Annotated in this window: 29 protein-coding genes and 1 riboswitch; of the genes, 11 read left to right on the top strand and 18 right to left on the bottom strand. The window is 47.7% G+C overall.

Going from position 1 to position 26,310, the window contains the following annotated elements:
- Positions 1–2 precede the first annotated feature (2 nt).
- The 7 genes from KNQ14_RS11110 to rnz are packed head-to-tail and all read right to left on the bottom strand — an operon-like array spanning position 3 to position 4,754.
- Complete coding sequence (locus tag KNQ14_RS11110) at positions 3–374, bottom strand: hypothetical protein (RefSeq protein WP_214861021.1); 372 nt, start codon at positions 372–374, stop codon at positions 3–5.
- A gap of 27 nt (positions 375–401) precedes the next feature.
- Positions 402–965 carry a hypothetical protein gene (locus tag KNQ14_RS11105; protein ID WP_058265136.1) on the bottom strand — a complete coding sequence of 188 codons (564 nt, stop codon included), beginning with the start codon at positions 963–965 and terminating at the stop codon, positions 402–404.
- Positions 962–1,915 (bottom strand): ATP-binding cassette domain-containing protein, encoded by a 954-nt coding sequence (locus KNQ14_RS11100; RefSeq protein WP_251138381.1) that lies wholly within the window; start codon positions 1,913–1,915, stop codon positions 962–964. Before KNQ14_RS11100 ends, KNQ14_RS11105 begins: the two co-directional genes overlap by 4 nt.
- Positions 1,851–2,570 (bottom strand): hypothetical protein, encoded by a 720-nt coding sequence (locus KNQ14_RS11095; protein ID WP_214861018.1) that lies wholly within the window; start codon positions 2,568–2,570, stop codon positions 1,851–1,853. Before KNQ14_RS11095 ends, KNQ14_RS11100 begins: the two co-directional genes overlap by 65 nt.
- Entirely contained in the window at positions 2,548–2,952 is a 405-nt protein-coding gene (locus KNQ14_RS11090; protein ID WP_214747685.1) for a DUF4430 domain-containing protein, read from the bottom strand. Before KNQ14_RS11090 ends, KNQ14_RS11095 begins: the two co-directional genes overlap by 23 nt.
- Positions 2,949–3,845: a hypothetical protein gene (locus tag KNQ14_RS11085; RefSeq protein WP_214861016.1), complete on the bottom strand. Its 897-nt coding sequence runs from the start codon at positions 3,843–3,845 to the stop codon at positions 2,949–2,951. Before KNQ14_RS11085 ends, KNQ14_RS11090 begins: the two co-directional genes overlap by 4 nt.
- A 3-nt stretch (positions 3,846–3,848) precedes the next feature.
- Positions 3,849–4,754, bottom strand: coding sequence for a ribonuclease Z (rnz, locus tag KNQ14_RS11080; protein WP_214747680.1), 906 nt, complete (start codon positions 4,752–4,754; stop codon positions 3,849–3,851).
- Between the two features lie 108 nt (positions 4,755–4,862).
- On the opposite strand from rnz, the gene KNQ14_RS11075 reads away from it, so the two are divergent.
- Complete coding sequence (locus KNQ14_RS11075; protein ID WP_023467629.1) at positions 4,863–5,042, top strand: hypothetical protein; 180 nt, start codon at positions 4,863–4,865, stop codon at positions 5,040–5,042.
- A 62-nt stretch (positions 5,043–5,104) separates the two neighbouring features.
- Here KNQ14_RS11075 and KNQ14_RS11070 read toward each other — a convergent pair whose 3' ends face one another.
- The gene (locus KNQ14_RS11070; RefSeq protein ID WP_064300262.1) at positions 5,105–6,229 is read right to left on the bottom strand and encodes a M20/M25/M40 family metallo-hydrolase; all 1,125 of its coding nucleotides are present in this window, start codon (positions 6,227–6,229) and stop codon (positions 5,105–5,107) included.
- Positions 6,230–6,456: 227 nt separating this feature from the next.
- Positions 6,457–7,419 carry an aromatic acid exporter family protein gene (locus KNQ14_RS11065; RefSeq protein WP_235147627.1) on the bottom strand — a complete coding sequence of 321 codons (963 nt, stop codon included), beginning with the start codon at positions 7,417–7,419 and terminating at the stop codon, positions 6,457–6,459.
- 76 nt (positions 7,420–7,495) lie between these two features.
- Between KNQ14_RS11065 and KNQ14_RS11060 the strand changes: the two genes are divergently transcribed.
- The 4 genes from KNQ14_RS11060 to KNQ14_RS11045 all read left to right on the top strand — a co-directional run bounded on the left by KNQ14_RS11060 (position 7,496) and on the right by KNQ14_RS11045 (position 11,357).
- Positions 7,496–8,572, top strand: a complete 1,077-nt coding sequence (locus KNQ14_RS11060; protein ID WP_214861014.1) for an N-acetylglucosaminidase — start codon at positions 7,496–7,498, stop codon at positions 8,570–8,572.
- Between the two features lie 57 nt (positions 8,573–8,629).
- A complete protein-coding gene (locus KNQ14_RS11055; protein ID WP_214747668.1) occupies positions 8,630–9,565 on the top strand; it encodes a manganese-dependent inorganic pyrophosphatase in 936 nt (311 codons plus the stop codon).
- An 85-nt stretch (positions 9,566–9,650) separates the two neighbouring features.
- Positions 9,651–10,415: a 2,4-dienoyl-CoA reductase gene (gene fadH / locus KNQ14_RS11050; RefSeq protein WP_214747665.1), complete on the top strand. Its 765-nt coding sequence runs from the start codon at positions 9,651–9,653 to the stop codon at positions 10,413–10,415.
- A gap of 228 nt (positions 10,416–10,643) precedes the next feature.
- Positions 10,644–11,357 carry a ZIP family metal transporter gene (locus KNQ14_RS11045; protein ID WP_023467622.1) on the top strand — a complete coding sequence of 238 codons (714 nt, stop codon included), beginning with the start codon at positions 10,644–10,646 and terminating at the stop codon, positions 11,355–11,357.
- A gap of 65 nt (positions 11,358–11,422) precedes the next feature.
- Here the strand turns inward: KNQ14_RS11045 and KNQ14_RS11040 are convergent, their stop codons facing one another.
- From KNQ14_RS11040 to KNQ14_RS11010, 7 genes are all read right to left on the bottom strand, one after another.
- Positions 11,423–12,061 (bottom strand): HD domain-containing protein, encoded by a 639-nt coding sequence (locus KNQ14_RS11040; RefSeq protein ID WP_058265129.1) that lies wholly within the window; start codon positions 12,059–12,061, stop codon positions 11,423–11,425.
- Entirely contained in the window at positions 12,043–12,579 is a 537-nt protein-coding gene (locus KNQ14_RS11035) for a GNAT family N-acetyltransferase (protein WP_023467620.1), read from the bottom strand. Before KNQ14_RS11035 ends, KNQ14_RS11040 begins: the two co-directional genes overlap by 19 nt.
- Positions 12,580–12,643: 64 nt before the next feature.
- Positions 12,644–13,366, bottom strand: coding sequence for an amino acid ABC transporter ATP-binding protein (locus KNQ14_RS11030; protein WP_041255311.1), 723 nt, complete (start codon positions 13,364–13,366; stop codon positions 12,644–12,646).
- A gap of 13 nt (positions 13,367–13,379) precedes the next feature.
- On the bottom strand, positions 13,380–14,039 hold the full coding sequence (locus KNQ14_RS11025; RefSeq protein WP_035398698.1) for an amino acid ABC transporter permease: 660 nt from the start codon (positions 14,037–14,039) through the stop codon (positions 13,380–13,382).
- 57 nt (positions 14,040–14,096) lie between these two features.
- Positions 14,097–14,870, bottom strand: a complete 774-nt coding sequence (locus tag KNQ14_RS11020; RefSeq protein ID WP_023467617.1) for a transporter substrate-binding domain-containing protein — start codon at positions 14,868–14,870, stop codon at positions 14,097–14,099.
- A 287-nt stretch (positions 14,871–15,157) separates the two neighbouring features.
- A complete protein-coding gene (locus tag KNQ14_RS11015; RefSeq protein ID WP_023467616.1) occupies positions 15,158–15,583 on the bottom strand; it encodes a BrxA/BrxB family bacilliredoxin in 426 nt (141 codons plus the stop codon).
- A 30-nt stretch (positions 15,584–15,613) separates the two neighbouring features.
- Positions 15,614–16,798, bottom strand: a complete 1,185-nt coding sequence (locus tag KNQ14_RS11010; RefSeq protein ID WP_023467615.1) for a class I SAM-dependent methyltransferase — start codon at positions 16,796–16,798, stop codon at positions 15,614–15,616.
- A gap of 110 nt (positions 16,799–16,908) precedes the next feature.
- Here KNQ14_RS11010 and KNQ14_RS11005 point away from each other — a divergent pair, with 110 nt between their 5' ends.
- Positions 16,909–17,682, top strand: coding sequence for a sporulation protein (locus KNQ14_RS11005; RefSeq protein WP_214747661.1), 774 nt, complete (start codon positions 16,909–16,911; stop codon positions 17,680–17,682).
- Positions 17,683–17,891: 209 nt separating this feature from the next.
- On the top strand, positions 17,892–19,808 hold the full coding sequence (locus KNQ14_RS11000) for a glycoside hydrolase family 3 protein (RefSeq protein ID WP_214861012.1): 1,917 nt from the start codon (positions 17,892–17,894) through the stop codon (positions 19,806–19,808).
- A gap of 30 nt (positions 19,809–19,838) precedes the next feature.
- On the opposite strand, the gene KNQ14_RS10995 is transcribed toward KNQ14_RS11000, so the two are convergent.
- The gene (locus tag KNQ14_RS10995; protein ID WP_214747655.1) at positions 19,839–20,135 is read right to left on the bottom strand and encodes a hypothetical protein; all 297 of its coding nucleotides are present in this window, start codon (positions 20,133–20,135) and stop codon (positions 19,839–19,841) included.
- A 51-nt stretch (positions 20,136–20,186) separates the two neighbouring features.
- Positions 20,187–20,882, bottom strand: a complete 696-nt coding sequence (gene tenA, locus KNQ14_RS10990; protein ID WP_035398260.1) for a thiaminase II — start codon at positions 20,880–20,882, stop codon at positions 20,187–20,189.
- Positions 20,883–20,956: 74 nt separating this feature from the next.
- A riboswitch (TPP riboswitch) is annotated at positions 20,957–21,063 on the bottom strand.
- A 193-nt stretch (positions 21,064–21,256) separates the two neighbouring features.
- Here tenA and KNQ14_RS10985 point away from each other — a divergent pair.
- From KNQ14_RS10985 to KNQ14_RS10970, 4 genes are all read left to right on the top strand, one after another.
- The gene (locus KNQ14_RS10985; RefSeq protein ID WP_214861010.1) at positions 21,257–22,138 is read left to right on the top strand and encodes a DUF1002 domain-containing protein; all 882 of its coding nucleotides are present in this window, start codon (positions 21,257–21,259) and stop codon (positions 22,136–22,138) included.
- A 276-nt stretch (positions 22,139–22,414) separates the two neighbouring features.
- Positions 22,415–24,271: a ribosomal protection-like ABC-F family protein gene (gene abc-f / locus KNQ14_RS10980; protein ID WP_214861008.1), complete on the top strand. Its 1,857-nt coding sequence runs from the start codon at positions 22,415–22,417 to the stop codon at positions 24,269–24,271.
- A 67-nt stretch (positions 24,272–24,338) separates the two neighbouring features.
- The gene (locus KNQ14_RS10975) at positions 24,339–25,232 is read left to right on the top strand and encodes a diacylglycerol/lipid kinase family protein (protein ID WP_214747644.1); all 894 of its coding nucleotides are present in this window, start codon (positions 24,339–24,341) and stop codon (positions 25,230–25,232) included.
- 246 nt (positions 25,233–25,478) lie between these two features.
- Positions 25,479–26,195, top strand: coding sequence for a M23 family metallopeptidase (locus KNQ14_RS10970; protein ID WP_023467606.1), 717 nt, complete (start codon positions 25,479–25,481; stop codon positions 26,193–26,195).
- Positions 26,196–26,310: the final 115 nt, after the last annotated feature.

The raw sequence follows: 26,310 nt of genomic DNA, 5'->3' as shown, positions 1-26,310 counted from the left end.
ATTTATGCCTCGTGATGACGAAAACGCCGCGTCGCATAACGTTTGACGCGATCAAAGGTCGTCGTATAGCGATACAGATAACGAATGACGAGCGCACCCGTGATCGAGACGATGTAGCCCGTCGATAAGACGAGTAACCAGGAGACAATCGCGAGGAACCATGAACTCTCGAATCGTAAATGTTGCCAAAGTAATCCTTCTGATGAGGTAATGAGCATGGCGCTTGGGAAGATGGCGGCAGCAAGTAAGTAACAAGCAGCATAACGTCCTCTAATCGTACCTTTCATCAACAGAATACTGCCAAACACTAAGCCGATACTCGAGACGATGAGCAACATGACGACATAAGCAAGCGAAATCGACGATCCCAGCATATGCCTTCCCTCCTGTTCGGTATGTTACTATTCTGTACCCCTCTTTTCATCGAATGAATGCATAATTCGTAAAAAAATCGGAAACAATATCCAAATGAATATCGCGTTACTGAATCCGTGAAGCATATCAAACGTTCCCCCGGCTACAAGCAGTGTCAAAAAAGCTTGCCACGAGAATCCGGTCAATACCAAGAACCCGAGATTGCTCACCCATCCATATAAGAAACCAGCGAGAAATCCATACCCAGTCAATACGATCCGGGATCGAAGAAACGGGACGAATCCTAGACTGGCAATCGTTGCATACGCCAGCGCTTGAAAGAGGACGAACGGACCGCTTCCGAGAAACAAGCTTGTTAACACGACGACAAGCATCCCAGAAATGGCGCCGACGATCGGATGGATGAAGACAGCTAGTAACAAGACAAGTGCCGTTGCCGGCTGAACATTCGGCAAACTGGAGAACAACAATCGTCCGACGATTGCCGCTGCCGTGATGATGGCGATGAACCGTAATCGTTGATCCGTCATCTGGAGTCTCTCGAACATGACTAAAAACAGACAAACGATCAGCACCGTTGCGACGATCATACGAACAACCGACTTTCTTGTAAAAAATCCTTCGTCGGTCCATCGAAAGCAACCTCTCCGTGCACGAGATAAATGACCCGTTGTGCTGCCTGAATGAGAACTGGATCATGCGTCGCCATGACGATCAGATTCGCCGGATTCTGCTTCCACGATGCGACGAAAGCCATTCGTGCGCTGTCATCAAGTCCAGCCGTCGGTTCATCAAAGTAATAGGTGTCTTTACTCCAATCGATACCGTCCAAGAGACGTTTTTTTTGCGTCGTAAAACTACCGCTTCGATCGTCTAATGGCGCAAGCATCGGATGCGCTGGTACATAATGCGTCTCCCCCGACCGCCGGACTTTTCCGTATAGCGGTCGCTCGACACCAAGCGCGAGCCGTAGTAACGTCGATTTCCCACTACCATTCGCACCGACGATCGCAATGCGTTCACCTTGATGAAACGACAATTTTGCTGTCACGAGTGCATAGCGTGTCTGTAACGGATAACGGTGTTGGACGTTTTCGATCCGATTCAGGATACGACCTGTCAGTTCAGTGGCGCGACTCGTGATGGACAAATCGGATTGTATCGTCATCGAGCAATGAATCTGACAACCAAACCGTCGTTCGATTTCTTCAAGCAATCCCATCAATCGCTTTCGCCTGACATGATCAAGAAAGAGAAACGGTTCCGACAAGAACAAGCTCTTTGGTGACGAAGACAACGCATGACCGAGTCCGACGAGCTGTTGTTCTCCGGATGAGAGTTCACTGGACTCCGCTTCAAAAAAAGCTTCTAGCCCAAGCAAGGTCGCGAGTTCTCCTGCTCGAAACAAGGAATCCGTCGCCAGAAGATCTCGGACACGTCCATGAAGCAACCGCTCCGGTGTCAATATCAATTGTTCATGTTCGCTCGCCTGTTGACGTAGTCGCTCTTCGCGATCGGTGTCGGTATACATGATAGGCATCCCGGATTCCTCCTTTTGTAAATAATAGCGCTATAGGCAAAATCATCGCCGGAATGATTGCCCACGGTGTCAGACAAAGAGCCAATCCTGTCGCAAGCAATAAGCCTATCTGAACATCACGTCGCGTGATCGGTCTTAAGCGAGACGGCACCGCTTCGATCGGTACGATATGATAGGCGGCCATCCGCTCCAGTCGAACAGCAAGCGACGCATCCGGATGACTCATCTTGACTTCGGGCCAGGTTCGCAAGAAAGATGGAATCAGCGCCAGCACCATACCAGTCAATCGTGTCAGTCGAGGTAAGAAACGAAACAACGGACCCATCTGATCGAGTCGAACCAACGTAAAAATCCATTGACTCGACGTGATGAATAACGTCACTTGGACCGTCGTGTCATAAATCGCTACTGTGTCGATGCTTGCACCATAAAGAAGCGGAACACACATCATGACGGCATAAAGAGCCGGGAGGACCAAATAGCGAAACACAGTCCGTTCTTGAACGAATAAGAACAAGAGCAGATGATAGACGACGATCACGGATTGATCATGTGTGAGGACGAACGGGATCGTAATCATTCCGATGAAAAAGAGAGCGACGTTCACTGGGTGAAGTCGCTCCCGTTCTGGTTTACTCAAAATAAGCCATTGCATCTTTTTCAAATCGCCATTCGAGACGATCTCCTTTTTTCAGTTCATAACTTCCGGCACCGACTTCGCCTGGTTTGCCGTTGACCCCGAAGACCCAGCCACTACCTGCTCCAGCTGATTTCTCTCGAATCCCATCGACTGCCGTGACATATGCCATCTCACCTTTACCTGTTTTGACGACATCGAGCGTCGTATCTTCAAGTGCATCCAGTGCTGTATCGTTTTCGTTCAAGCATACGTCTTTATCAAACAACGTCTTATCTTTGACGTGATCCACGACTGATACCTTGACTTCCGCCTCACAAGACGCCGTTTGTTGTTCCTCTTTTGCTTCCGCGCAACCGGCAAGTAACACGATACTTGCAGCAAATAACCATTTTTTCATCGTACGACTCCTTTTCGCCTTGATGTCTCAAAGCTGTAATTATATAACAGAATAGTTTTATCGCGTAAGGATTGACCGTCAGAACGGTAGTAGGTCAGACGGACCGCATTCGCTAAGACATCGTCCCCTGTATTGACGTACGGAATCAGTTTTCCATCGTCATCAATCAAGAAGACCGTTGCATCCTGCAGACTAAACGTTTCATAGAGCCCATCGAGATCCATCTCGACATAGGGTGTTTTGGAATCATGTAAGATTTCATGAATCGAAAGCTTTCGCAACGTCTCAAACGATTGATTCGCATCAATCAGTTTCTGGTAATACGACGTCAACGATTTTGTCGTCAACTCTTCACGTGGTCGATAGGAAATCGTTCCTGTCAGCTCCTGGTAACTCACATCGTAACGAATGAAGCGTTTCGGCGTTTCAACGAGCATCTCAAACGAGGCGTTCCGGAGATTTCCGCCACGATCGAACATCAACTGACTTTGTTCCATCCGCAGTCCCTCTTCACCGACACGTCGTTCGATTTGAGAAAGGAAGCTGTCGAATGAGTCATCCGTGATCGTCACGCGACCAATCTGTTGTGTTTCTTCCCGCAACATCCCAGCATCAAACGGACCGAGAAAGAGTTGGAACAGGAAGAATAAGAACCCAAAGAGTGCCATGTACCGTTTATAACGCGAGTTCTTTTTCGGGTGCAGAACGATCAGAAAAATGATGATGCCGAGCGGTAACTGAATATCATAGACTGGAAACGACACGGCCCCGAGACACGCATAAAAAATGAACTTCATGTACAAGTATTTTTCTTTTTCCGTCCGACGTTCGAGCAAAAATCCTAATCCGCTAGCAGCCAGTAAAAAGAGTGCCCATAGAATAAGAAAGTCCATCGTCTATCCTTTGACCGGGACGACCCGGTGATCAAACATGAGATGGCTGTTCGCGAATACTTCTCGCGCCTCTTGTTCCAGTACTTCTTCTTGATCGACATAACGAGCGGATACGTGCGTCAATAGAAGCTTTTTCGCTTGTGCCGTTTCTGCAATGACGGCTGCCTGTCGAGCGGTCGAGTGACCGAAGCGTCCCGCATGTTCGACTTCTCGATCGGCAAACGTCGCTTCATGAACTAATACATCAACATCTTGTGCCAGTTCGACCGAGGCCGCGCACGGCATCGTATCGCCAAGAACGGCTAGCTTGACACCCGGTTTTGGCGACTCCAAAAAGTCGGACGATGGATAGACCGTTCCTTCGAATTCGAAGGTTTCTTCCAGTGTGATTCGGCGATAGATCGGACCGGAAGGAACGCCTAGTGCCTTCAGTGCATCCACACGCAAAGCACCCCGCTCTTCTGGTCCTTCTAGTCGGTACCCGAACGCCGGGAAGCGATGTTCAAGCGACCGCGCCGTCACGCGGAATCCGTCCTGTTCATAGGTTTGACCGTCTTCGACTTCAACGATCCGGAGTGGATAGCGTAGATATGTTCCTGTGATGCGTAATGTCGCGTCCATCCATTCTTTGATCCCGGTCGGTCCATAGATCGTTAGCGGTGTCGTTCCTTCTAGCGCTGCTCTTGTACTAATGAATCCTGGTAACCCAAAGATATGATCCCCGTGTAAATGGGTGATGAAGATCGCGTTGACTTTCCGTGGTTTGATCGGACTGTGTAAGATTTGATGTTGTGTCGCCTCTCCACAATCGAACAACCAGGTCATTTTGGGGTGTAACAAGGCAATCGATGTGACGTTTCGTTGTTTCGACGGCATACCGGCTCCTGTCCCTAAAAAATAAAATTCCATCTTTTTCCCCTTTTCGTAAAATTAGCATTTTTCATACACAAAATACACCTTTCTTCTGTTGAAGCATGGTAAACTGTACCTATTCAGATTTGGAAGGTGGTTTTTTCCATGACTAAGATTGAACGGACCTATGCCCGCATCGTCCGGGAAGCCCGCAAACTGAACGAGAGTTATCGGCAAAAATACGGAAAGTCGATTCAAATCGATGAAATCGCTTCGACCTTATTATGTACTGAAGAACTCGTTCTAGAGTCTATGGAATATGTTGATCGTCCTCAAGTAGTTTAATCGTACAATGATAAAGAGTGTACCGCAATGTTGCGGTACACTCTTTTTTGTGTTTCATCAGCTTATTTGTTCGTAATGTAATCAACTAGCGTCACGCAAAGTTCCGCTGTTTTGACGAGTTCTTCGATTGGCATCTTCTCATTTGTCGTGTGGATATCTTCATATCCGACAGCCAAGTTGACCGTTGGGATACCAAAACCAGCAATGACGTTGGCATCTGATCCGCCACCAGAATGTAAGAGGCGTGGCGTGCGTCCGAGTTGTGTGATCGCTGCTTTCGCGACTTCGACAACTTGATCTCCATCCTCGAACTTGAAGCCCGGGTACATGACTTTGACTTCGACTTCAGCACGACCACCAAGCTCTGCTGCTGCTTCTTCGAACGCCGCTTTCATCTTCTCTGTCTGTGCCTCCATCTTCGGAGCGACGAGTGACCGTGCTTCCGCGAAGATTTCTACATAATCACAAACGATGTTCGTTGATGGACCACCACCGCTGAACCGTCCGATGTTCGCTGTCGTCTCTTCATCAATCCGACCGAGCGGCATTTTCGCGATCGCTTTCGAAGCAATCGTAATCGCCGAGACACCTTTTTCCGGTGCTACACCAGCGTGAGCTGTTTTCCCGAAAATCTTCGCATTGACTTTTGCTTGTGTTGGGGCAGCCGTGATGATGTCTCCGACTTTTCCATCTGAATCGAGTGCAAAACCGTAATCGGCATCGATTTTTGATGGATCAAGAACCATCGCACCGACGAGTCCAGATTCTTCACCGACTGTGATGACGAACTGAATTTTCCCGTGAGGTTGTTTCGTTTCATTCAATACATGCACGAGTTCGATTAGAGATGCGAGACCTGTTTTATCATCTGCCCCAAGAATCGTTGTACCGTCCGTCTTGACGTAACCGTCCTCGATGATTGGTTTAATGCCTTGACCCGGGAATACCGTATCCATATGGGAAGTGAAATAAATTTTATCGACGCCGTCTTTTGTTGCCGGAAGCGTGACGATTAAATTGTTTCCTTTATGTTCCGTCTTGGATGAAGCGTCATCCTCGAACACCTCACATCCGAGATCCTCGAACGTTTTTTTCAGGTGAGCACAAATCCGTGCCTCCTCTTTTGATTCCGAATCGATCTGGACAAGTTCTAAAAACGTATCTAATACGCGTTGTTCATTGACCATGACTAAACCCTCCTCTTAATGTTTCAATCCATTAGCGCTTTTTTAGTATACCATCCCCATCGTCATTTGCACTTCTGAAAGGTTGTTTGTACAATGGCATTAATCAGTTGATGTAAGAGAGGAGTAGTGGATATGGCAAAACCATCGAAACAACAACGCATCATCAAATGGACGACGATCGGGATTTTAGCAATCTTCCTGATCGGTACGTTCGCCTCGACGATGTTTTATTTCTTTTGATTGACGTAGCGTTGTTTTAAACGTAAATATTGCTCCGCTTCTTGTAACATGTGCAGTAAGGCAGAGCGGACCTCGAACTCTTCCCGCGTGACGGGTAAGGCAGAGGCACGAAAACGTGTCAATAATGCCTCTAGTTCTGAAATGTACACCATTGCGTCGGCTTCAGGTCGGACATTGTCACCAATCGTCCGAAAGAAGTCGGCGACTTTTTTTCCTTCTTCGACGACGAGGACGAGTTCCTCGGCATGATGGACGATACCGCGCAGTAACTCGAATTGTTGTTCGCGCATCCGGAAGTAGGCATAATCTTCATCATCGTTCCGACGACCGATTGCGTTTCCCATCCGTTTTAAGGCGGCATCCTTCCCTTCACGTAACAGACGTTCTGTCTCGTCAAGCGTCAACGCATGATGATTGACCCGCCCTGTCTCGATCGCAGCGGCGACTTCGAAGAATAAGGCAGCGATCCGTTGGTCGATCTTTTCTCGTCGGTCGTCAATCAACAAATCGAGACTTGGCATGTACATGTTGACAAGCAATCCGACACCGACACCGATTCCGAGCAATAAGGATTCATTTAACAGGATGTGCGCGTTGAGCTGACGTTCCGTATACAAATGTGTCAGAATGACGACACTCGTGATGAAACCGTCCTGAAGTCGGAGGCGTTGAACGGAGGGAAGGAATAAAATGAAATAGATCAATAACGTCACCGGACGATAGCCGATGACCTCGAATAGAATGAATCCGAGCACGATGGCAAGTAATGATGCCATGATGCGTTCGTAAGAAGACCGAAACGTCTTCTTTCGTGTCGACTGGATGCTCAAGATGGCGATGATGGCAGCGAAGACGTAATAGTCGAGCTTGAGCTGTTCTGCGATCCACATCGCGAGCGCAGCAGCGACCGCTGTCTTCAGCGTGCGATAACCGATTTGCAACAGGTTCACCCCCTTTTGTTTTTCTTTGTTAGACTACCTACCTTGGACACGAATGTCCATTGCTTTTTAAAGGACGTGATTTACTTTGACGACACGCACTATCCGCCCCGGTCGCCCCGTGCGCCGGACCGGTTCGATAAAAGGATTACTTTTTTTCTTCCTCATCGGAGTTCTCTTGTTCTTTTGGCTCCGCGAGGAACCGAAGACCGTCTTAACCCCACCTGCGCCTTATTCGGCTGAGCGCTATGAGAAAGGTAAAATCAACGAGCAAGACTTCCAGACGTTCGCCGAAGCGAAGGAATATGCGGGTCAGCGTGGTGCGGTGAAACGTTCATCGGACGACCGCTACGTCTACCTCGGTGGACCAGGTACTGGGATCGTCGACGATCGTGGTATCCTATCGATTCATCGTGACCCTGAGTTAAAGAAACGGCTCACGTACGTCGCTTCCGGCACACGTGTCCAGTTGCTTGAATTCGGGGAACAGACAAGTCGTGTCAGCATCGCCGGCGTGACGGGTCATGTCCCAACGGACCGCTTACGCCCATTCCCGGCAGAACGTGTCTCGAATGCATCGTATTATCAGACGAAAGGTGATCGTCTCCTTCACTACATCGTCGCGGACAGCGGACTTGGTGGACTGATCGTTGCCGGTGAAGCGACGAAAACGACGCCTCGGACGAGTGAATATGTCGAATCGAAGACATTAACACGTGATTTGACGAAACCGACGCATCTCAGTGCGAAACAACTCGATGCGTTCATCAAGGAGCAAGCACCGGACAGTCCCTTGATCGGTAAAGGAAAAGTCTTTAAGTCCGTTGAAAAGAAATACCGTGTCAACGCGGCCTATCTGCTTGCACATGCGATTCACGAATCCGATTATGGACGGTCTGAGATTGCCCGCGAGAAAAATAACTTGTTCGGCGTCAATGCGACCGATTCCGCTCCGGGAGAAGATGCGACCGTCTATAAATCCTTGACGGACTCGATCGAGCAGACCGGTCGATTCATCGCAAAGGATTATCTCGATCGGGATGGACGTTATTTCCGCGGGGCGTACCTTGGGAACAAACAAAAAGGCATGAACGTCTTTTACGCGTCAGACCCCTTCTGGAGTGAAAAAATCGCTGGTATCATGGTGAAAATGAACGCTTTCTAAATCGGAGATATGATACACTATAGGGCGAGACAACAATCATTGAGGAGTGAACACGTCATGGAAAAAGTTTTAGTATTTGGTCACAAAAATCCTGATACCGATACAATCACATCGGCAATCGCTTATGCAGAATTAAAGAAAGCACTCGGTGTCAATGCCGAAGCCATCCGCCTCGGTGAAATGAATGATGAAACGTTATTCGCACTCGATACGTTCAAAGTTCCAGCACCACGTCTCGTGACAGAAGTCGCGACGGAAGCAACACACGTCATTTTAGTCGACCACAACGAACGTCAACAAAGTGCGAACGATATCGACGCTGTTACCGTAACAGAAGTCATCGACCATCACCGGATCGCAAACTTCGAGACATCAGACCCTGTTTACTACCGGGCAGAACCGGTCGGCTGTACAGCAACAATCCTGAACAAGCTCTACAAAGAGCATGGTGTTGCCATCAAACCAGAAATCGCTGGGTTGATGTTATCAGCGATCATTTCTGACTCGCTCCTGTTCAAATCGCCGACTTGCACGGAGCAAGATATCATCGCAGCGCGTGAACTCGCAGAAATCGCTGGTGTCGATGCGAACGTCTACGGTCTTGAGATGCTCAAAGCTGGAGCGGATCTCTCGAAGAAAACCGTTCCTGAATTGATCTCACTTGATGCAAAAGAATTCACGATGGGAACACTCAAAGTCGAAATCGCTCAAGTCAACACGGTCGATACAGCAGAAGTCTTGCTTCGCCAAGCAGAACTTGAAACAGCGATCAACGAAGTCATCCTTGCAAAAGGTCTTGATCTGTTCGTCTTCATCGTCACGGATATCTTGACGAACAACTCTGTTGGACTCGTCCTTGGGAAAGAAGCGAATCTCGTCGAGCGTGCTTACGGTCTTGAAGCGACGAACAACCTTGTTTACCTCGAAGGTGTCGTTTCACGTAAGAAACAAGTCGTTCCTGTCTTAACAGATACGGCTCTTGCAACACAATAAGTCAGAAAAAGAAGGAGTTCGCTCCTTCTTTTTTGAATAAAGAATATGAATGGTGGTTCATTCATTACATAAAGGAGGAAATCATATGACACAAACGATCATGGTGACGGGTGGAACGAACGGAATGGGGAAAGCGATGGCGCTCGCCTTAAAGGAAGCCGGCTGGAACGTCGTCGTTACAGGACGCGACGCGGAACGCTTGCGACTGATGGATGAAGCATTGGATCAGATTCAAGGTGAACATCTGACGATTCAGATGGATGTCCGTGACGCTGACGCTTGTCTGGCTGCAGTCAATCAAGCACGCGAACGGTTCGGTCGTCTCGAGGCATTGATCAACAATGCTGCCGGGAACTTCATCTGCCCGACCGACGAGTTATCACCGAATGGATGGAAGACGGTCATCGATATCGTCCTCAACGGGACATTCAACTGCTGTCACGCTCTGGTCAAAGGATGGCAGGAAGATCAAGTCGTTGGCGGACAAATCGTCAACATCGTTGCGTCTTATGCGTGGCAGGCTGGCGCTGGTGTCGCTCCGAGCGCCGCTGCGAAAGCTGGTGTCCTGAACTTGACACGGACGCTTGCCGTCGAATGGGGCTATAAATATCAAGCCCGTGTCAACGCGATCAGTCCGGGACCGATCGAACGGACAGGTGGTGCTGACAAACTCGCATTGTCACCGGAACACGCGGAACGAATTCGCCGCAACGTTCCGCTCGGTCGATTCGGTACACCGGAAGAGATCGCAACACTTGCAACATGGATGGTGTCAGATCAAGCCCGCTACTTGAACGGAGAATGTATCGCTCTTGACGGTGGACATTGGTTAAATAAACAACCGTTCTAATGATTGAGATGGAATGACTCAAGAAGTCGGTCTCCACAAAGATAAGAATGACGCGTTTCACGTCACTCCTACAGGATCTTGTGTCTCCCCTGAGGAAAAGGCGTGAAATGACGCGTCATTCTGTTTTTAAGTCAGCCCCTTGCATGCGTCGCGAACTATTTTTCTTTCTTTTCGCTATGTTTATGAATTATCTAGAACAGGTAGAAAGGACAAGAAGGAGGCGATCGTATGTGGGAAGCGTTCGGTTGGGGAGCGCTAGCAGGTGGTGCCGTTGTCATCGGTGCTTTGTTCGGATTGTACTTACCCTTAAAGCAACGCCTGATTGGTTACATCATGTCGTTTGGAACCGGGATCTTGATTGGAGCAGCGACGTTCGAGTTACTCGATGAAGCATTAAAGAAATCAACGACACTCGTCGTCGCAATCTCTTTCATTGTCGGCGCACTCGTCTTTACGGGCTTTGACCTATTCGTTTCGTCACGCGGCGCGAGTAAACGGAAACGCTCGTCTGGTGGGAACGAAGGCACGGGAACAGCGATTTTTTTCGGGACGATTCTTGATGCGATCCCGGAATCAATCATGATCGGTGCCAGTCTGTTATCGGGAAATGTCAGCGCGGCACTCGTCGCGGCGATTTTCGTCAGCAACATCCCGGAAGGCTTATCGAGTACGACCGGTTTGCGAAAAGATGGCTTTTCGAAGAACAAAGTATTACTGATGTGGGGAGTCGTCTGGTTGATCTCCGCCCTCGCCTCACTCGCCGGCTACACGATTCTCGCAGAACTCCCGGACATGCAATTCGCCATGATCGGTAGCTTCGCAAGCGGTGGGATCATTGCGATGCTTGCTTCGACGATGATGCCGGAAGCTCACGAGGAAGGTGGTGCGATCGTTGGTCTGTTCGCAGCACTTGGGTTAATTACTGCCATCATCCTTAGTTAAATACAACATAAAGCGCGTTGTCTGGAAAATGAACCGGACAACGCGCCTTATGTGTTTAAATCGATTTACATATCACCTATTTCTCCCGTAGCCCCCTCCCATTCCTGCTTAAAACGATTAACGAACTCTTCCATGTAGCGATGTCGCTCCTCTGCTAAATGAAGTGCTGTGTTCGTATTCATTAAATCTTTTAGCCGGAATAACTTTTCTTCAAAATGATTCAGGGCACTCGTCTCTCCCGTTCGGTCACCCGGTTCTCGTGGTGCTAGGCCAGGTACATGCATCGGCTCCCCGAACCGACCAGCGAACTGAAATGTGCGCGCAATCCCGATTGCACCGATGGCATCGAGACGATCAGCATCTTGAACGATTTGCCCTTCGATTGTTTGCATCGGTGGGCGTGTACCGTCTTTATAGGACAGGCTCGTGATGATGTCTAGAATTTGTTCTTGTTCTTCTTCCGTCACTTTTCCTTGCAAAAAGGACGCGACCGTCTCTGCCGTTCCCCCGAGTTTACTATCTGCTACGTCATGGAGTAAGGCAGATAGTTCGATGATTTTGACGTTCCCGCCTTCTTGTTTGGCAATATGTAACGCTAAACGGCGAACCCGTTCGATATGGGCATAATCATGACCTGAAAAGTCCGTCGCGTGAAACGACCGGACGAAGATTTCCGTTTCTTGAATCATTGTCGATCTCTCCATTCCGGTTCGAGTAATCCGTACAGTAACATATCATGCCGCTCTCCGTCTCGTCGTAAAAAGGCACGGTATCTTCCTTCCTGTACGAACCCGAGTCGTTCGTACAGCTTAACCGCACGTGTATTATACTCAAAGACCGTCAATTGAATCCGGTACAAGTTCAACTCTAAGAAGGCGTATTCGAGGATTGTCTGTAGCGCATCCGTCGCATACCCTTGTCCTTCACAATCCGGATCGATGCCAATCATCAGCCATGCCGTTCCATGTGTCGGTAAAATATCTTCTAATGCGACGACACCAATCATCCGTTCATCTTCGAAGTTACGAATCGCAAACCGAAACGTCTCCGGAGCATCAGTCGCCATCATCTGTTCAATCTTTTCCTTCGATAAGTGACGATATGGCGTCGCACTGAAATGACGAGCAAACGTTGCATCGTCAAGCAGACGTTGCATCACTTCGGTATCTTCCGACTGAAAACGCGTCAGACGAGTATGATGACCTTCAAGCAATTTTTTCATTCTTATTCCCCTCTCTACTAAAAACCGAAAAACGCTAACCCTCTTCAGAGTTAGCGTGCCGTGCTCATAAAACTTTTTCGAGGAATTTTTTCGCCCGGTCCGTCTTCGGATTGTCGAAGAGTTCGACCGGCGAACCTTCTTCCATCAGAATCCCCTCATCGAGGAACAAGACGCGATCCGCGACTTCTTTGGCAAAGCCCATCTCGTGAGTGACGATGACCATCGTCATTCCGCTTTCCGCCAATTGCTTCATGACGTCCAGTACTTCGTTGACCATCTCTGGGTCAAGCGCTGACGTCGGTTCATCAAACAACATGACGTTCGGTTCCATCGCAAGAGCGCGTGCGATTGCGACCCGTTGTTTTTGTCCACCTGACAACTGGTTCGGGTAATTATCGCGTTTTTCAGCTAGACCGACACGTTCAAGCAATGTCTCTGCCCGCTTGACTGCCTCGTCTTTTGAGATACCAAGGACGTTGATCGGTGCGTACGTCAAGTTATCAAGAACAGACTTATGTGGGAACAAGTTAAATTGTTGGAACACCATTCCGATGTTCTGACGTGCTTTCGAGATGTTCGCTTTTGGTTTCGTCAGTTCAAAACCATCGACGATGATCGTTCCACTCGTTGGTTGTTCAAGTAAGTTGATACAACGTAGAAATGTTGATTTACCGGATCCCGACGGTCCAATGACAGCGACGACTTCACCGCGTGTAACTGTCGTCGAGATACCTTTTAATACTTCTAATTTTCCGAATTGCTTATGCAAATCGGTGACTTGGATCATAGGTTCCATCTGATTACCCACTCTTTCTCATAGCTTTTTCGACTTGTTGGCCTATCAAGCTCAATCCCATGACGAGAACAAAATATACGAATCCGGCAAACAACAACGGTTCGAAATAAATCGCCTTTTCTCCTCCAACGATTTGTGCACGACGCATGACATCGAGAACACCGACCGTCGAGACGAGTGCCGATTCCTTCGTCAACGTGATCAATTCGTTCATGATCGCTGGAAGGATATTTTTAAAGGCTTGCGGCAAAATGATCGAACGGAGTTGTTTGAAATACGAAATACCAAGCGCATCTGCAGCTTCCCACTGCCCACGATCAACGGCTTGAATCCCAGCCCGAATGATTTCCGAGATGTACGCTCCGGAGTTCAAGGAGAAGGCGATGATTGCCGATTGGTATCCTGTCGTGACATACCCTGTCAACTGTGGTAATCCGAAGTGGACGATCGCCAGTTGCAAGATCAGTGGGGTTCCCCGGAAAATCGCCGTATACGTATGACCAATGAAACGGATGAAACGGCTCTTCGTGATTTTCAGTGCCGCGACGACGATTCCGATCAGCATCCCGGCAATGGCTGCCACGATGACGACTTGGAACAGGACCGGAATCCCCTCAAGAATATATGGAATTGAATCTTGAATCTTTGTAAAGTCTATCATAATCAATCTCCTAACGTCGCACAAAAGGGATGAGGTTACCCCCACCCCCATGCACTTGACTTATTTCGCTTCTTTTTGGAACCATTCTTCTGCCAATTTATCGATTTCACCACTGTCGATCATCTTCTTCAACTCTTTGTTGAAATCGTCACGCATCTTGTCGCCTTTTTTGAAGGCGATCGCTGATCCAGCTGGACCATCTTCTTTAATCTGATACGTTTTCAGCGATGCGTCTTGATCCATGTATTTGACGGCAACTGCATCCTCGATGATGAGGGCATCAATCCGACCTGTATTCAATTCTTGAATGATTTCTGGAATTTTATTTAAAGGAACCGCTTCGCTGTCTTTAAAGCGATCTTTTGCGAGTCCCTCTTGGATCGAACCAAGCTGGACACCGATTTTTTTGCCTTTGAGTTCGTCTTCCGAACTGATGGCTTTATCCTTCGTCATGACTAAGTTTTTTGATTCGAAGTAGATGTCCGTGAAGTCAGCGTTTTTCTTACGCTCTTCTGTCGGTGTCATGCCCGCCATGACGAAATCGACACGACCTGAGCTAAGCGCACCAAGTAAGCTACCAAATTCCATGTCTTCGATTTTTAAGTCATACCCGAGATTTTTCGTGACTTCCTTGGCGATCGCAACGTCGAACCCGACGATGTCCTCTCCTTTTTTCGTATCGATGTATTCAAATGGGAAGTAATCCGCTGACGTTCCCATCGTCAATACTTTATCGCTTTTGCTTGATCCACCTGTTGATTCTTCCGACGCGCCACATGCTGCCATCGTGACTGCCAGAATGCCTGCCATTGCCGTTGCTAATAATTTTTTCATTCGAGTTTTCCCCTTCCAACGCTCAATTGTCAGAACTTTAACAATAGTATGACTTATGTGTATGTCCAATTCAATACCGAAAAGCCTGACCTGTTCTATTGCTTTTAGGATATACGAATATTTATTCACTGTAAAGCATAAATATATAAAATTTTTTGAGTTTCTATTCATAAATCATGCATAAATGACTTTTTATACAATTTTGCAAACGCTTTCAATTTTAAAATTTATTATTTTAATCTCATGAATACGCAAAAAAAGACTCCTTTATCAGGAGCCTTCTTTGCTTATGCGTAGATTTCAATCAATGATTCAAGTTTCTCGACGACCTCTTCCGCCGTGAACGATTCGATGTCGAAGCGCTCGACCATCGAGAGGATGTTTCCATCTTGCATTAATGCAAATGATGGAGATGAAGGTGGGTAACCTTCGAAGTATTCACGCGCACGGTCTGTCGCTTCGCGATCTTGTCCAGCGAATACCGTGACGAAATGATCGGGCTTGATACCCTCTTTCCGATTAACGTACGCTGCAGCAGGACGGGCGATCCCGCCAGCACATCCACACACCGAATTGACAAGGACAAGTGTTAGCCCTTCGCGTTTCATTGCTTCATCCACGCTCTCTGGCGTCGTTAATTCTTCAAATCCAGCAGCTTGCGCTTCTTTGCGGGCTGTTTGGACGACATCTTCAAAATACATTTGGAAATCCATCGTATTGCCTCCTTTGATTCGTTCTCCTTCTTATTGTACGAGTTTCGGTGAAATCTGTCCAAGTCTGCCGCTTAATTCAGTTTCTAAAAATGGTCGGGCATGCAACAAATCACGGAACGCGATGTAACGATCGATTTTCTCTTCCGTTGGTCGCTTGTTTTGTTTGTATGCTCGAATCAAGATGTTCTTCGGTGTGTGCTCGAGATCAATGAATTCGAGAAGTTGCGCTTCATATCCGACCAGTGTTAGCAACTCAGCACGAATCGAATCTGTCGCCAGTGATGCGAATTTTTCTTTGATCAGTCCGTGCTGGAGCATGACATCGAGTGGCGAACAGTCCAGTTGACGGTTCAATTCCTTTTGACAGCACGGTACGCTCAGGATGACTGATGCATTCCAGTCGACAGCTCGTGCGAGTGCGACGTCCGTCGCGACATCACAAGCGTGAAGTGTCACCATCAGGTCGACTTCCGTCTCCCCTGTGTAATCATGAACGTCCCCGACGCGGAATGTCAGATCGGTATAATCCAGATCACGCGCAATTTGCGTACATTCTTCGATGACTTCTTTCTTTAAATCAAGACCTGTCACTTCGAGGTCGAATCCTTTGACGACTTTTAGATAATGATAGAGAGCGAACGTCAAATACGACTTCCCGCATCCGAAGTCCAAGATCCGGAGTTTTTTTCCTTTAGGCAAGGCAGCAATGCTATCCTCAACGAATTCAAGAAAGCGATTGATTTGTTTAAACTTATCGTACTTCTGTTTTTTGACTTGACCCGCTTCCGTCATGACGCCTAAGCGAATCAGAAACGGAACCGGCACACCGTCTTCTAATAGATAGGTTTTTTTCCGGTCATGCGACAAGAGAGCTTTCATCGGCTCCTTTTTGGATGTCTTGATCGCGACTTTCATCTTTTTCGAGAGCTGGAATTGCCATTCTTCTTCTTCAAAACGGAATAAGAATTGACGAAATTCCGTGAACCAGTCATCGAGTCGTCCGACGAAATCGTCAATTAAAATATTTTCATGCTTCATAACGCGTTCAAATTGAAACTCTACCTGCATCATCACCGTATCTCTTAATAGAATCGGTTTTACCTTGATTCGTCGGAGATCATTTGATTTTTGACGCGGATTACTTATCGTTGCATGGATCAGTGTTCCTTGCGTGATTTGCGAGGCAAGACTCGCTTTTAATTCATGTAGTTCCACTAGTCGTCCCGTCCTTTTCTGATGTTCTTTCGAAACTGTAGCAAATTCGTACCTGTTCGACAAGTTTACACGCTTCATCATTCGTACGTAATCAAAAGGAGGAATTCATCATGTTCAAAAAAATTCTCTCACAAATCGGAATCGGTGCCGCAACGGTCGATACACGCTTGACGGATGACCGCTGCGAACCAGGCGGTCAAATTCACGGTGTCGTTCATATCAAAGGCGGAAACGTCGATCAAGAAATTGATCGAATTTATCTTGAATTCAACACGCAGTACAAACAAGAAGTCAATGATAGTACGACGTTTACGACCTTCACGCTCGACCGGTTTGCCTTAAATGAAGCGAAGTTCACGATTGAAGCGGGTGTTGAGCGGGAGATTCCCTTTACATTACGCGTACCGCTGAATACGCCACTCTCCGTCAGTCAATCGAAATCGTGGATCGAGACGGGACTCGACATCGCTCAAGCCGTCGATCCATCGGACCGTGACGCTGTCATCGTCGAAGCAAACCGCTACCAAGCGACAGTCTTAGATGCAATGGAGTCACTTGGCTTCCGTTTGAAAAAAGCCGACACGGAAAAATTACCTGGACGATTCCGGAAAGATTTACCGATTGCTCAGGAGCTTGAGTATTCAGCTCGCAATACACACTACGCTCATAAACTGGATGAGATCGAAATCATCATGCTCCAAGACAGCTCAGGGATTGATTTAATCGTCCAAGTCGACCGTCGTGCGCACAGTCTCGGTTCATTATTCAGTGAAATGGCTGGTGCGGATGAGTCGATGATCAAACTGCGTCTGTCCAATGGTGAACTGCAGGATCAATCGTTCGTCGAACGTCAGCTGACAAGCATCGTCGAACGCTATAGCTGATCAATCGATCGACTTTACTTGAAAGTGATTCCTCTTCAGGGGGAGTCACTTTTTTTTCATTCAAGTCAGTCTGTCTAAAAACACATTTGAAATTTATTTCAATTTGAAATCGTTTACAAATAAAATATTGTTTTAAAACAAACACCTTGCTATACTGTCCGTATTGAAAAGAATTCCAGTCACGGTTTGACTAAAGGAGGACGTACATCATGAAAAAAATCGGACAGTTCACGTTAACAGCCGGACTCGCAGCAGTACTCGTCTCAAGTAGTTTACCTGTCATGGCAGATGCAGGATCTTCAGCCGATCGGATCAGTCACAAAATCGACACGATGACACTCGAACAAAAAATCGGGCAGATGATCATGCCGGACTTCCGACAGTGGAATGGCAGCAATCATACGTCGCTTGCCCCAGAAGTCGCGAACATCATCGATCGCTATGATTTAGGCGGCGTCATCTTGTTTGCTGAGAACGTCAGCGAAACCGAACAGACGACGAAACTCGTTCATGATCTGCAAGAAGTCGTCAAACAAGACGCTAGCAACGATATTCCGCTGTTCGTCACGATCGACCAAGAAGGCGGAATCGTTACTCGGCTCGGAACAGGGACGAACTTACCTGGCAATATGGCGTTAGGTGCGACCCGCAGTAGTACATATGCCAATGATGCCGGTCATATCATCGGTTCCGAACTGCGTGCGCTCGGCATCAATGTCAACTTTGGTCCGGTTCTCGACGTCAACAGCAATCCTGGAAATCCTGTCATTGGTGTCCGCTCGTTCTCGAGTGATCCGGCGCTCGTCGGCACACTCGGTTCCGCTCTAATGAAGGGAATTCAGTCTGAAGGTGTCGCGGCGACCGCCAAACACTTCCCGGGTCACGGCGATACGGCGACCGATTCCCACTATGGATTACCGGTCGTTGACCGGTCCCTGCAGGAGCTGGAACAAGTCGAGCTCGTACCGTTCAAGCGAGCTATTGCTGAAGACATCGATATGATCATGACAGGACACATCGGGATGCCGCAAATCGAACCTGAAGTCGTCACGTCGACAAATGGTACCTTCCCTTTACCTGCGACGTTATCGGATGATGTCATCACGGGCGTACTGCGCGAAAAACTTGGCTACGATGGCATCGTCATCACAGACGCATTGAACATGCAGGCGATCGCCGACAACTTTACGGAATCAGAAGCCGTCTTAAAGACGTTTGACGCCGGTGTCGATATCGCGCTCATGCCGACGATCCTTCGTTCCGAGCAGGATGTCACAAAACTCGACCGGATTTTCAAGGATGTGATCGCAGCAGTCAAAGATGGTCGCCTCTCAGAGGAACGGATCGATCAATCGGTTGAGCGGATTCTGACACTGAAAGCAGAACGCGGAATTTGGAACGGTACGACTGACACGACATCCCTAGCTGAAAAAATCGCGCAATCGAACCAAATCGTCGGCAGTCCCGAGCATAAAGCAAAAGAACGTGCGATGACGGAAGCCGCGGTTACACTCGTGAAAAATGATCAGCGGACCTTACCATTCAAACCGAAAAAGAATGCTAACGTTCTTGTGATCGCTCCTGCGGCGGATCAAACGGACAGCATGAAAAAGACGATCGCTTCCCTACCGAAGAATCGGAACTGGCACGTGACGACAGCGAATTACTCGGCTACTACGCTACCGCTCGACCAAAACCCGACATTACGGGCGCAACTCGATGCAGCAGATTACATCATCGTCGGTTCCAACGTCAACACGAGTGCTAAACTACTACCTACTGCACCAGAACAAGCGATTCCGGCTTCGATCTTCCGCTATGTGAAACAAACGGATACACCATCCGTCCTGCTCAGTCTCCGTAACCCATACGATGTCGCCGTTCAACCGGACGCACCGGCACACGTCCTCGTCTATGGCTTCAAAGGCGATCCAAACGGTCCAGACTCCGAAGCAGGCAATCTAAAATCAGCGGGACCGAACCTGCCTGCAGGTATCCGAGCGATCTTCGGAACGTTCAAACCGCAAGGCACTTTACCGGTTGATGTGCCGGTCTTTCAGAACGGTGTCTTTACCGATCAACTGCATCTCGAATTCGGTGACGGCTTTAAAAACTGGAAAAAATGATGACGTGATACACCAAAAGACCGAAGCTCCTTAAAGGATGCCTCGGTCTTTTAGTGATTGATACGGATATTCAGCTTCTTCTTTCGCACGATGGTAGACGCGGTATAACCAATAAGTCAGTAGTGCATAGACGACGATGACAAGAACAGCAGAAATGTAGCTCCCCATGCTATACGCTACCTTAAAGTTACGTGTCGAAGCGGATATACCGGATAACACGATTAATATCGGAATGATGTATCCAAGAAATCTTACTTTGACTCTACCAAGCATTCGTTGTACAGCATATGCTGCACTGATCACAAGTGCGATCACGATGATTTCCATTCCAATCCCTACTCTCACTAAATGGTATTCCTAATTCTACCATCTAGTGATTCAAGAAGATACCGCTCGTGCTGGAATCGTTTCGTAAACTGACGCAAATGTCTCTTCCGTCCACCCCATGTGCCAGAAGAGTAACTCATAGTAACAACTCGTCACGAAATGACGTTTCATCCGCTCGCGTTCCGTCGGGCTCGCTTGCTCCGCCAGCGCATCAAGCCGTGCAATCTGTTCAAAGACGACCTTTTCAAACCATTCCGAGCTATACGTGTCGATCCATTGCTGATAGATTTTTTCTTCCGGAGTACACGTCAGTAATTGCTGTCCGACTTCATAATACAACCAGTAACATGGCAAGATGGCAGCAATCGTCTCACCGAGCGTTCCTTCACTCGCATGATGCATGTGCGAGACATACGCATATGCTGTCGGTGCCGGTTCAAATGCTTCAAGGTCTGCTGCCGTAATACCGAGCGGCTCAAAAAATGATTGATGTAAGCTCAACTCTGCCTCATAAGTCGAAGTCGCATGTTCGGCAAGTGTCGCGATCGTCGCGAAGTCGTCTGCTTTTGATGCTGCCTTCGCTTGAATCTTCGCAAAATGTTTTAAGTAATAGGCATCCTGCATGACGTAATGCCGAAATTTCGAGAGCGGTAACGTCCCCTCCCCGATTCCTTGTACGAATGGGTGCGTAAAACTACTATCCCAATACGCTTGTGCCGCTTGTTTGATTTCTTGTGTGAACGTCATGATCTCATCCTCCTCGTTTAGTTATGAAACGAAAAAACACCACCCCGAAACACACGGGCATGGCGCAAGAAGAACAAGACTTGACGCCACTTCCCTCCGTAAGTACGAACTTAATCAGGTTCAAAGGGTCCGAACGTCTTCGTTCGTCTCAGTCGGTCTACCGACTCCCCTAGTGGTCATTATTCGATTCAAATTCACTATAGCATGCTGAAAACGGAAGTCAAGTTGTCTCCTTTTCGCTATACTATGGAGTGTCAGAAGACGGATATCGTCTCCATCTGCAGACCGATTCCGAACAGACATCGTTCCCGTACACTAAATTTAGTACCTGATACTATAATTCATTCTGTTACTTACAATTGGAGGATTTCATTATGCATACACCAACAAAATTCATGGCATCAGCCGTTATCGCTTCTGCTTTATTACTCCCAACAGCCGCATCCGCCGAACAAGTCGTCGATAAGACGATCGTCACACTCGGGGAGTCGCTCGGCGCAAAAGATAAAGCATGGGTGCTTTCACGTCTCAATGCACCGGAAGGCATCACACCGATCATCGCCACTTCTGCTGACGAGGAAAAATATCTCGGGAAAAACATCCCACAGTCGCAAAAAGGCGGCAACATGTATTCGTCGGCTAAAATCGAACTGACGGAAAAAGGAGATGGACTCTCCGTCTCGACGGAAAACATCACATGGGTGACGAAGGATATGTATCTCAACGCTCTCGTCACAGCGGGTGTCAAAGATGCCGACATCACGATTACTTCCCCTTACAAGGTGACCGGGACATCGGCACTGACAGGAATAATGAAGGCGTACGATCAAACTTCCGCTGAAACCGGGATAAAGTTAAGTGACGAACGCAAGGATTTAGCACAGCAAGAATTATTGGTCACATCAGACGTTGGAAAAACGGTCGGCACGGATAAAGTCGCTGACTTGATGAATGAGATCAAGGCTGAGATCGCCAATCAAAAACCGGAAACCAAAGTCGAGATCGAAAACTTGATCGTCCAAGTCATTCAAAATAACAATATCCAGTTGTCTGACGCACAAATGGACCGGTTGACGAATCTATTCAATCAAATGGAGCAAGCGAACATCAACTGGGGACAAATCGAAAGTGGACTCAAAAATGCGGGACAAGACATCCATGCCTTCGCAACATCAGAAGAAACGAAAGGGTTTTTTGCTAAACTATTCGATGGACTCAGTGACTTCTTCAGTTCAATCGCAGGTGTGTTCAAATAATTCAGACTTCCGTAACTGACAAAAAAATAGTAAACTAGATGTATCTAAAACGAAAGGTGGTGTGAAAAGATGGACTTTGCCGCGTGCAAACACTGGTTGATGGAACAATTGTATCTGTTGCGCGCGATTTTTCATGGAATGGCGTTCTAAGGCACCCGTCTGCCCTTTTTTAGAACTTCATGATTGAAAAATACAGCAAAGCGCATCTTTCACACGATAGGGAGAGTGCTGTTTGCGCTCTCCTTTTTTTGATGCGCGCGAAAGGATCAACTTACTATGATGATTTGCGACATTCAACACCTGACCAAACAATTCGGAGGCGAGACAATTTTAACGGATGTTTCCCTCTTCTTAAACGAACACGACCGTGTCGGTCTGATTGGACGAAACGGGAGTGGTAAAACGACATTACTCCGCTTGCTTGCTCGCCTTGAGCAACCGGACGGTGGTGTCATCTATCAAAAGAGCGGTTTGACGATCGGCTATTTAGAACAACTTCCTGTATATAGTGAGACGATGACCGGACTCGACGTCCTTTGGACAGCGTTTGAAGACATCCTCGCGATCCGTTCTCGGATGCAACAGTTGGAGCAAATGATGGCGACAGCACCAGAGAATCTTGATGCGTTACTCGCACGATATGCGGAAGCGACGAATGCGTTCGAACAAAAGGATGGCTATCTACTCGACTCGAAGATCGAGCGCATGGTGAACGGGTTACACCTTCGTCCGTTACTCACTCGTCCTTTCCACCAGTTGAGCGGTGGTGAACAGACGAAGATTTGTCTCGGTCGCATGTTACTCATGGAGCCAAATCTGCTCATTCTTGACGAACCGACGAACCATCTCGATTTAGCTGCCGTGGAATGGCTGGAGCAGTTCTTACGGGACTATACAGGGACCGTCCTGCTCGTTTCTCACGACCGGGTCTTCTTAGACGCCGTCGTCACCTCGATCGTTGAACTCGAAGACGGTGAACTGACAGCCTATATAGGGAACTACAGCGCGTTCGTCGTCGAACGAGAACGTCGCTTGATGGAACAGTTCCACGCCTACCAAGAGCAACAGAAAAAAATAAAGAAAATGAAGGAAGCGATTCGTCGACTCCGGCAATGGGCAAACGAAGCATCTCCACCGAGTGAGAAATTATTCCGTAAAGCAAAATCGATGGAACGGGCACTCGAGCGGATCGAACGGATTAAACGACCACAACTCGAAGCCAAAACCGCTGACGTCTCTTTTTCTTCTACCGATCACTCGAGCCAAGTCGTCTTTCGCGCTGAAGAACTCTCGTTTTCTTACGGAACCCGCCACATTTTTGATAACGTTTCGTTCGAGATCATGGCACAGGATCGGATCGCGATCGTCGGAACGAATGGAAGCGGGAAATCGACGTTGCTCTCACTGCTGCTTGACGAATTATCACCAGACGCAGGCACACTCACGCGTGGACCATCGAATCGGATCGGTTTCCTGTCCCAGCATGCCCATTTCGAAGAGGACGCGCGGTTAATCGACTGGTTTAGAGACCGGATTGCCGTTCCAGAAGCGGAAGCCCGCCATATCCTTTCCCGGTTCCTGTTCTTTGGACCAACTGTCTTTCGGTCCATTTTGTCACTGAGCGGAGGCGAGCGGGTGCGATTGCAACTCGCCGTCCTCGTTCATTCGTCGATTAACGTCTTGATTCTCGATGAGCCGACGAATCATTTAGATATTGAATCAAGAGAGACACTCGAAGAAGCACTCGAGAATTTTTCTGGTACATTGATTGCCGTCTCACACGATCGCTATTTCTTGAATCGTCTTTTCTCGAGAATCATTTGGCTTGACCGCCAAATTACTTCGTATGCTGGAAGCTATGCTTACGCAGTGGAGAAACGACAAGCCGTTCGTGCCACACCACCTCAAATAAATCATGAGAAGAAATCGAGTATTTCAAAGCGTTCGAATGCGCCTGCGAAAGAACAGTCCATCGAACAACAAATTGAAGAGCTAGAATTTCAAGTCGTACATCTTGATGCCATTCTCTCTCATGTATCCGAGGAAGAAGAATGGATGACGGTCGAGATGAAAAAAGAAGCATTGTTACAAAAAATTGAAGGTTTGTATGAGCGCTTAATTCTAGAAACTTGAACTAACATGATTAGTCCTCCTTTGACTCGGGAAAATAGGAACAGATACGTCAAAGGAGGAATTCATTTTGTCTCAAGCCATGTTGATCATCAACCCGTCTTCTGGAAAAGAACTCGGAAAAAAACACGCGACGCTCGCTGAAGAGACGCTTGCTACTCGCTTTGAAACCGTCGACGTCCGGTTTACGGAAAAAGAACACGATGCGACGGAATTCGCGCGTCATGCCGCCCAGTCTAATTACGACGCGGTCATCGCCATGGGAGGTGACGGAACGGTCAATGAAGTCATCACCGGAATCGCCGAGCAACCGCATCGGCCAACACTCGGGATCGTCCCACTCGGAACGGTCAATGACTTATCGCGCGCATTACACATCCCGACGGATCCCGAAGAGGCGATCCAGATTCTAGCTGATGCCCCTGCCCGACCGCTCGATATCGGTAAATATGATGACCATTACTTCATGAACGTCATCGCTGTTGGTCTGATTGCAGAAGCCGTTGAGGAGGTCAGTGTCGAACAAAAAACGTCACTCGGATCGGTCGCTTATTTCATTGAAGGTCTAAAAGCCTTCAAGGATCATAGTCCCTATCCGATTGAAATCCATTCCGCTGAGAAACAATTCGATGGAGAAGCACACTTGTTGATTATCGCCTTGACGAATTCCGTTGGTGGGTTCGAATCCTTTGCAGAAGACGCAAAGGTCGATGATGGACTGCTACATGGGTTCATCATTACGAAGCTTGGATTCTTTGATGCGCTCCAAGCATTACCTAAACTTATCACGGGTGGATTATCAAAAGCCGATCAAATCGAACACTTCACGACGACACGTGTCGAAATTCGCTCGAAAGAAGAACTGCCGATTAATGCCGATGGAGATACAGCAGGTCATGTTCCCGTGACTGTCGAGGTACTCCCGCAACATTTAACTGTGTTTTCACCCTCTTCCATTGAATAACAGTATAGGTTTCATAGAAAAAAGAACTGACTCTTCGTCAGTTCTTTTTTACTTATTAACCCATTACAATATATGTTAATAACGCATAATTTTGAAATACATTTGAAATATTTTTGTGTTATTGACGATGCTATAATCATCTCAGGCGAAAAATCATTCCCTAAAATAAATAAATATACATAAAATCTTACAATTTTGTAATGATCAGTTCTGTCGCTTCAGATTTTTAAGGAGGAAATACACTCAATGAAACGTTTACTTACAACAATGACAATGACAGCTTTGGTAGTTTCAGGTTTTGCAACAACGAGTGCTTCGAAAGTTGAAGCTGCAACGACATATAAGGTAAAGGTCACAGCGGACGGGCTTCGTGTCCGTACAGGTCCATCAACGGCTTATAAAATCGTCGGTAGCGTCAATACAGGACAGACATTCAATTATCTCGGTGTTTCCGGTTCATGGACAAAAATTTCGTACGGCGGCGCATCACGCTATGTTTCTTCTACATATGTTAAAAAGTACAGTACGACGACTTCGTCAAAAGCAACGACTGGTTTCTCACGTCCAGCAAGTGGTCCAATCACGCAAGGATATGGTGCTGCGAGTGGCGTTTACGGTTATACGTTCCATAACGGCATCGATATCGGCGCTCCAACAGGCACACCTGTCTATGCATCGGCTGCCGGTAAAGTCATCACATCCCGTTATTACGGCGCATACGGAAATCATGTCATGATGACACATACGGTGAACGGTATCCAGTACACGACAGTATATGCACACTTGAACAGTCGCTCTGTCTCAGTCGGACAAACGATTGCTAAAGGATCGAAAATCGGTACGATTGGTGCGACAGGTAACGCATTCGGTGCGCATCTCCACTTCGAAATGCATCGTGGTCCATACGTCTACAGCGGAACGTCTGCTGCAAACAGTGTCAATCCACTCAATTACTTCAACTAAGCTTGATTCACCGGACTTCTCTCCATGAGAAGTCCGGTTTTGTGTTTCAGATGAAATCTCCTGACAGGAGTGGTACGGTATGATTATGAGTCTAATCCACAACGGAGGCGAAACC

Origin of the sequence: Exiguobacterium sp. s161, from assembly GCF_018619045.1 — a bacterium.
GTDB lineage: Bacteria > Bacillota > Bacilli > Exiguobacteriales > Exiguobacteriaceae > Exiguobacterium_A > Exiguobacterium_A indicum.
The sequence above is the reverse complement of the archived record's forward strand: the minus strand, read 5'-3'. Positions and strand labels throughout refer to the sequence as shown.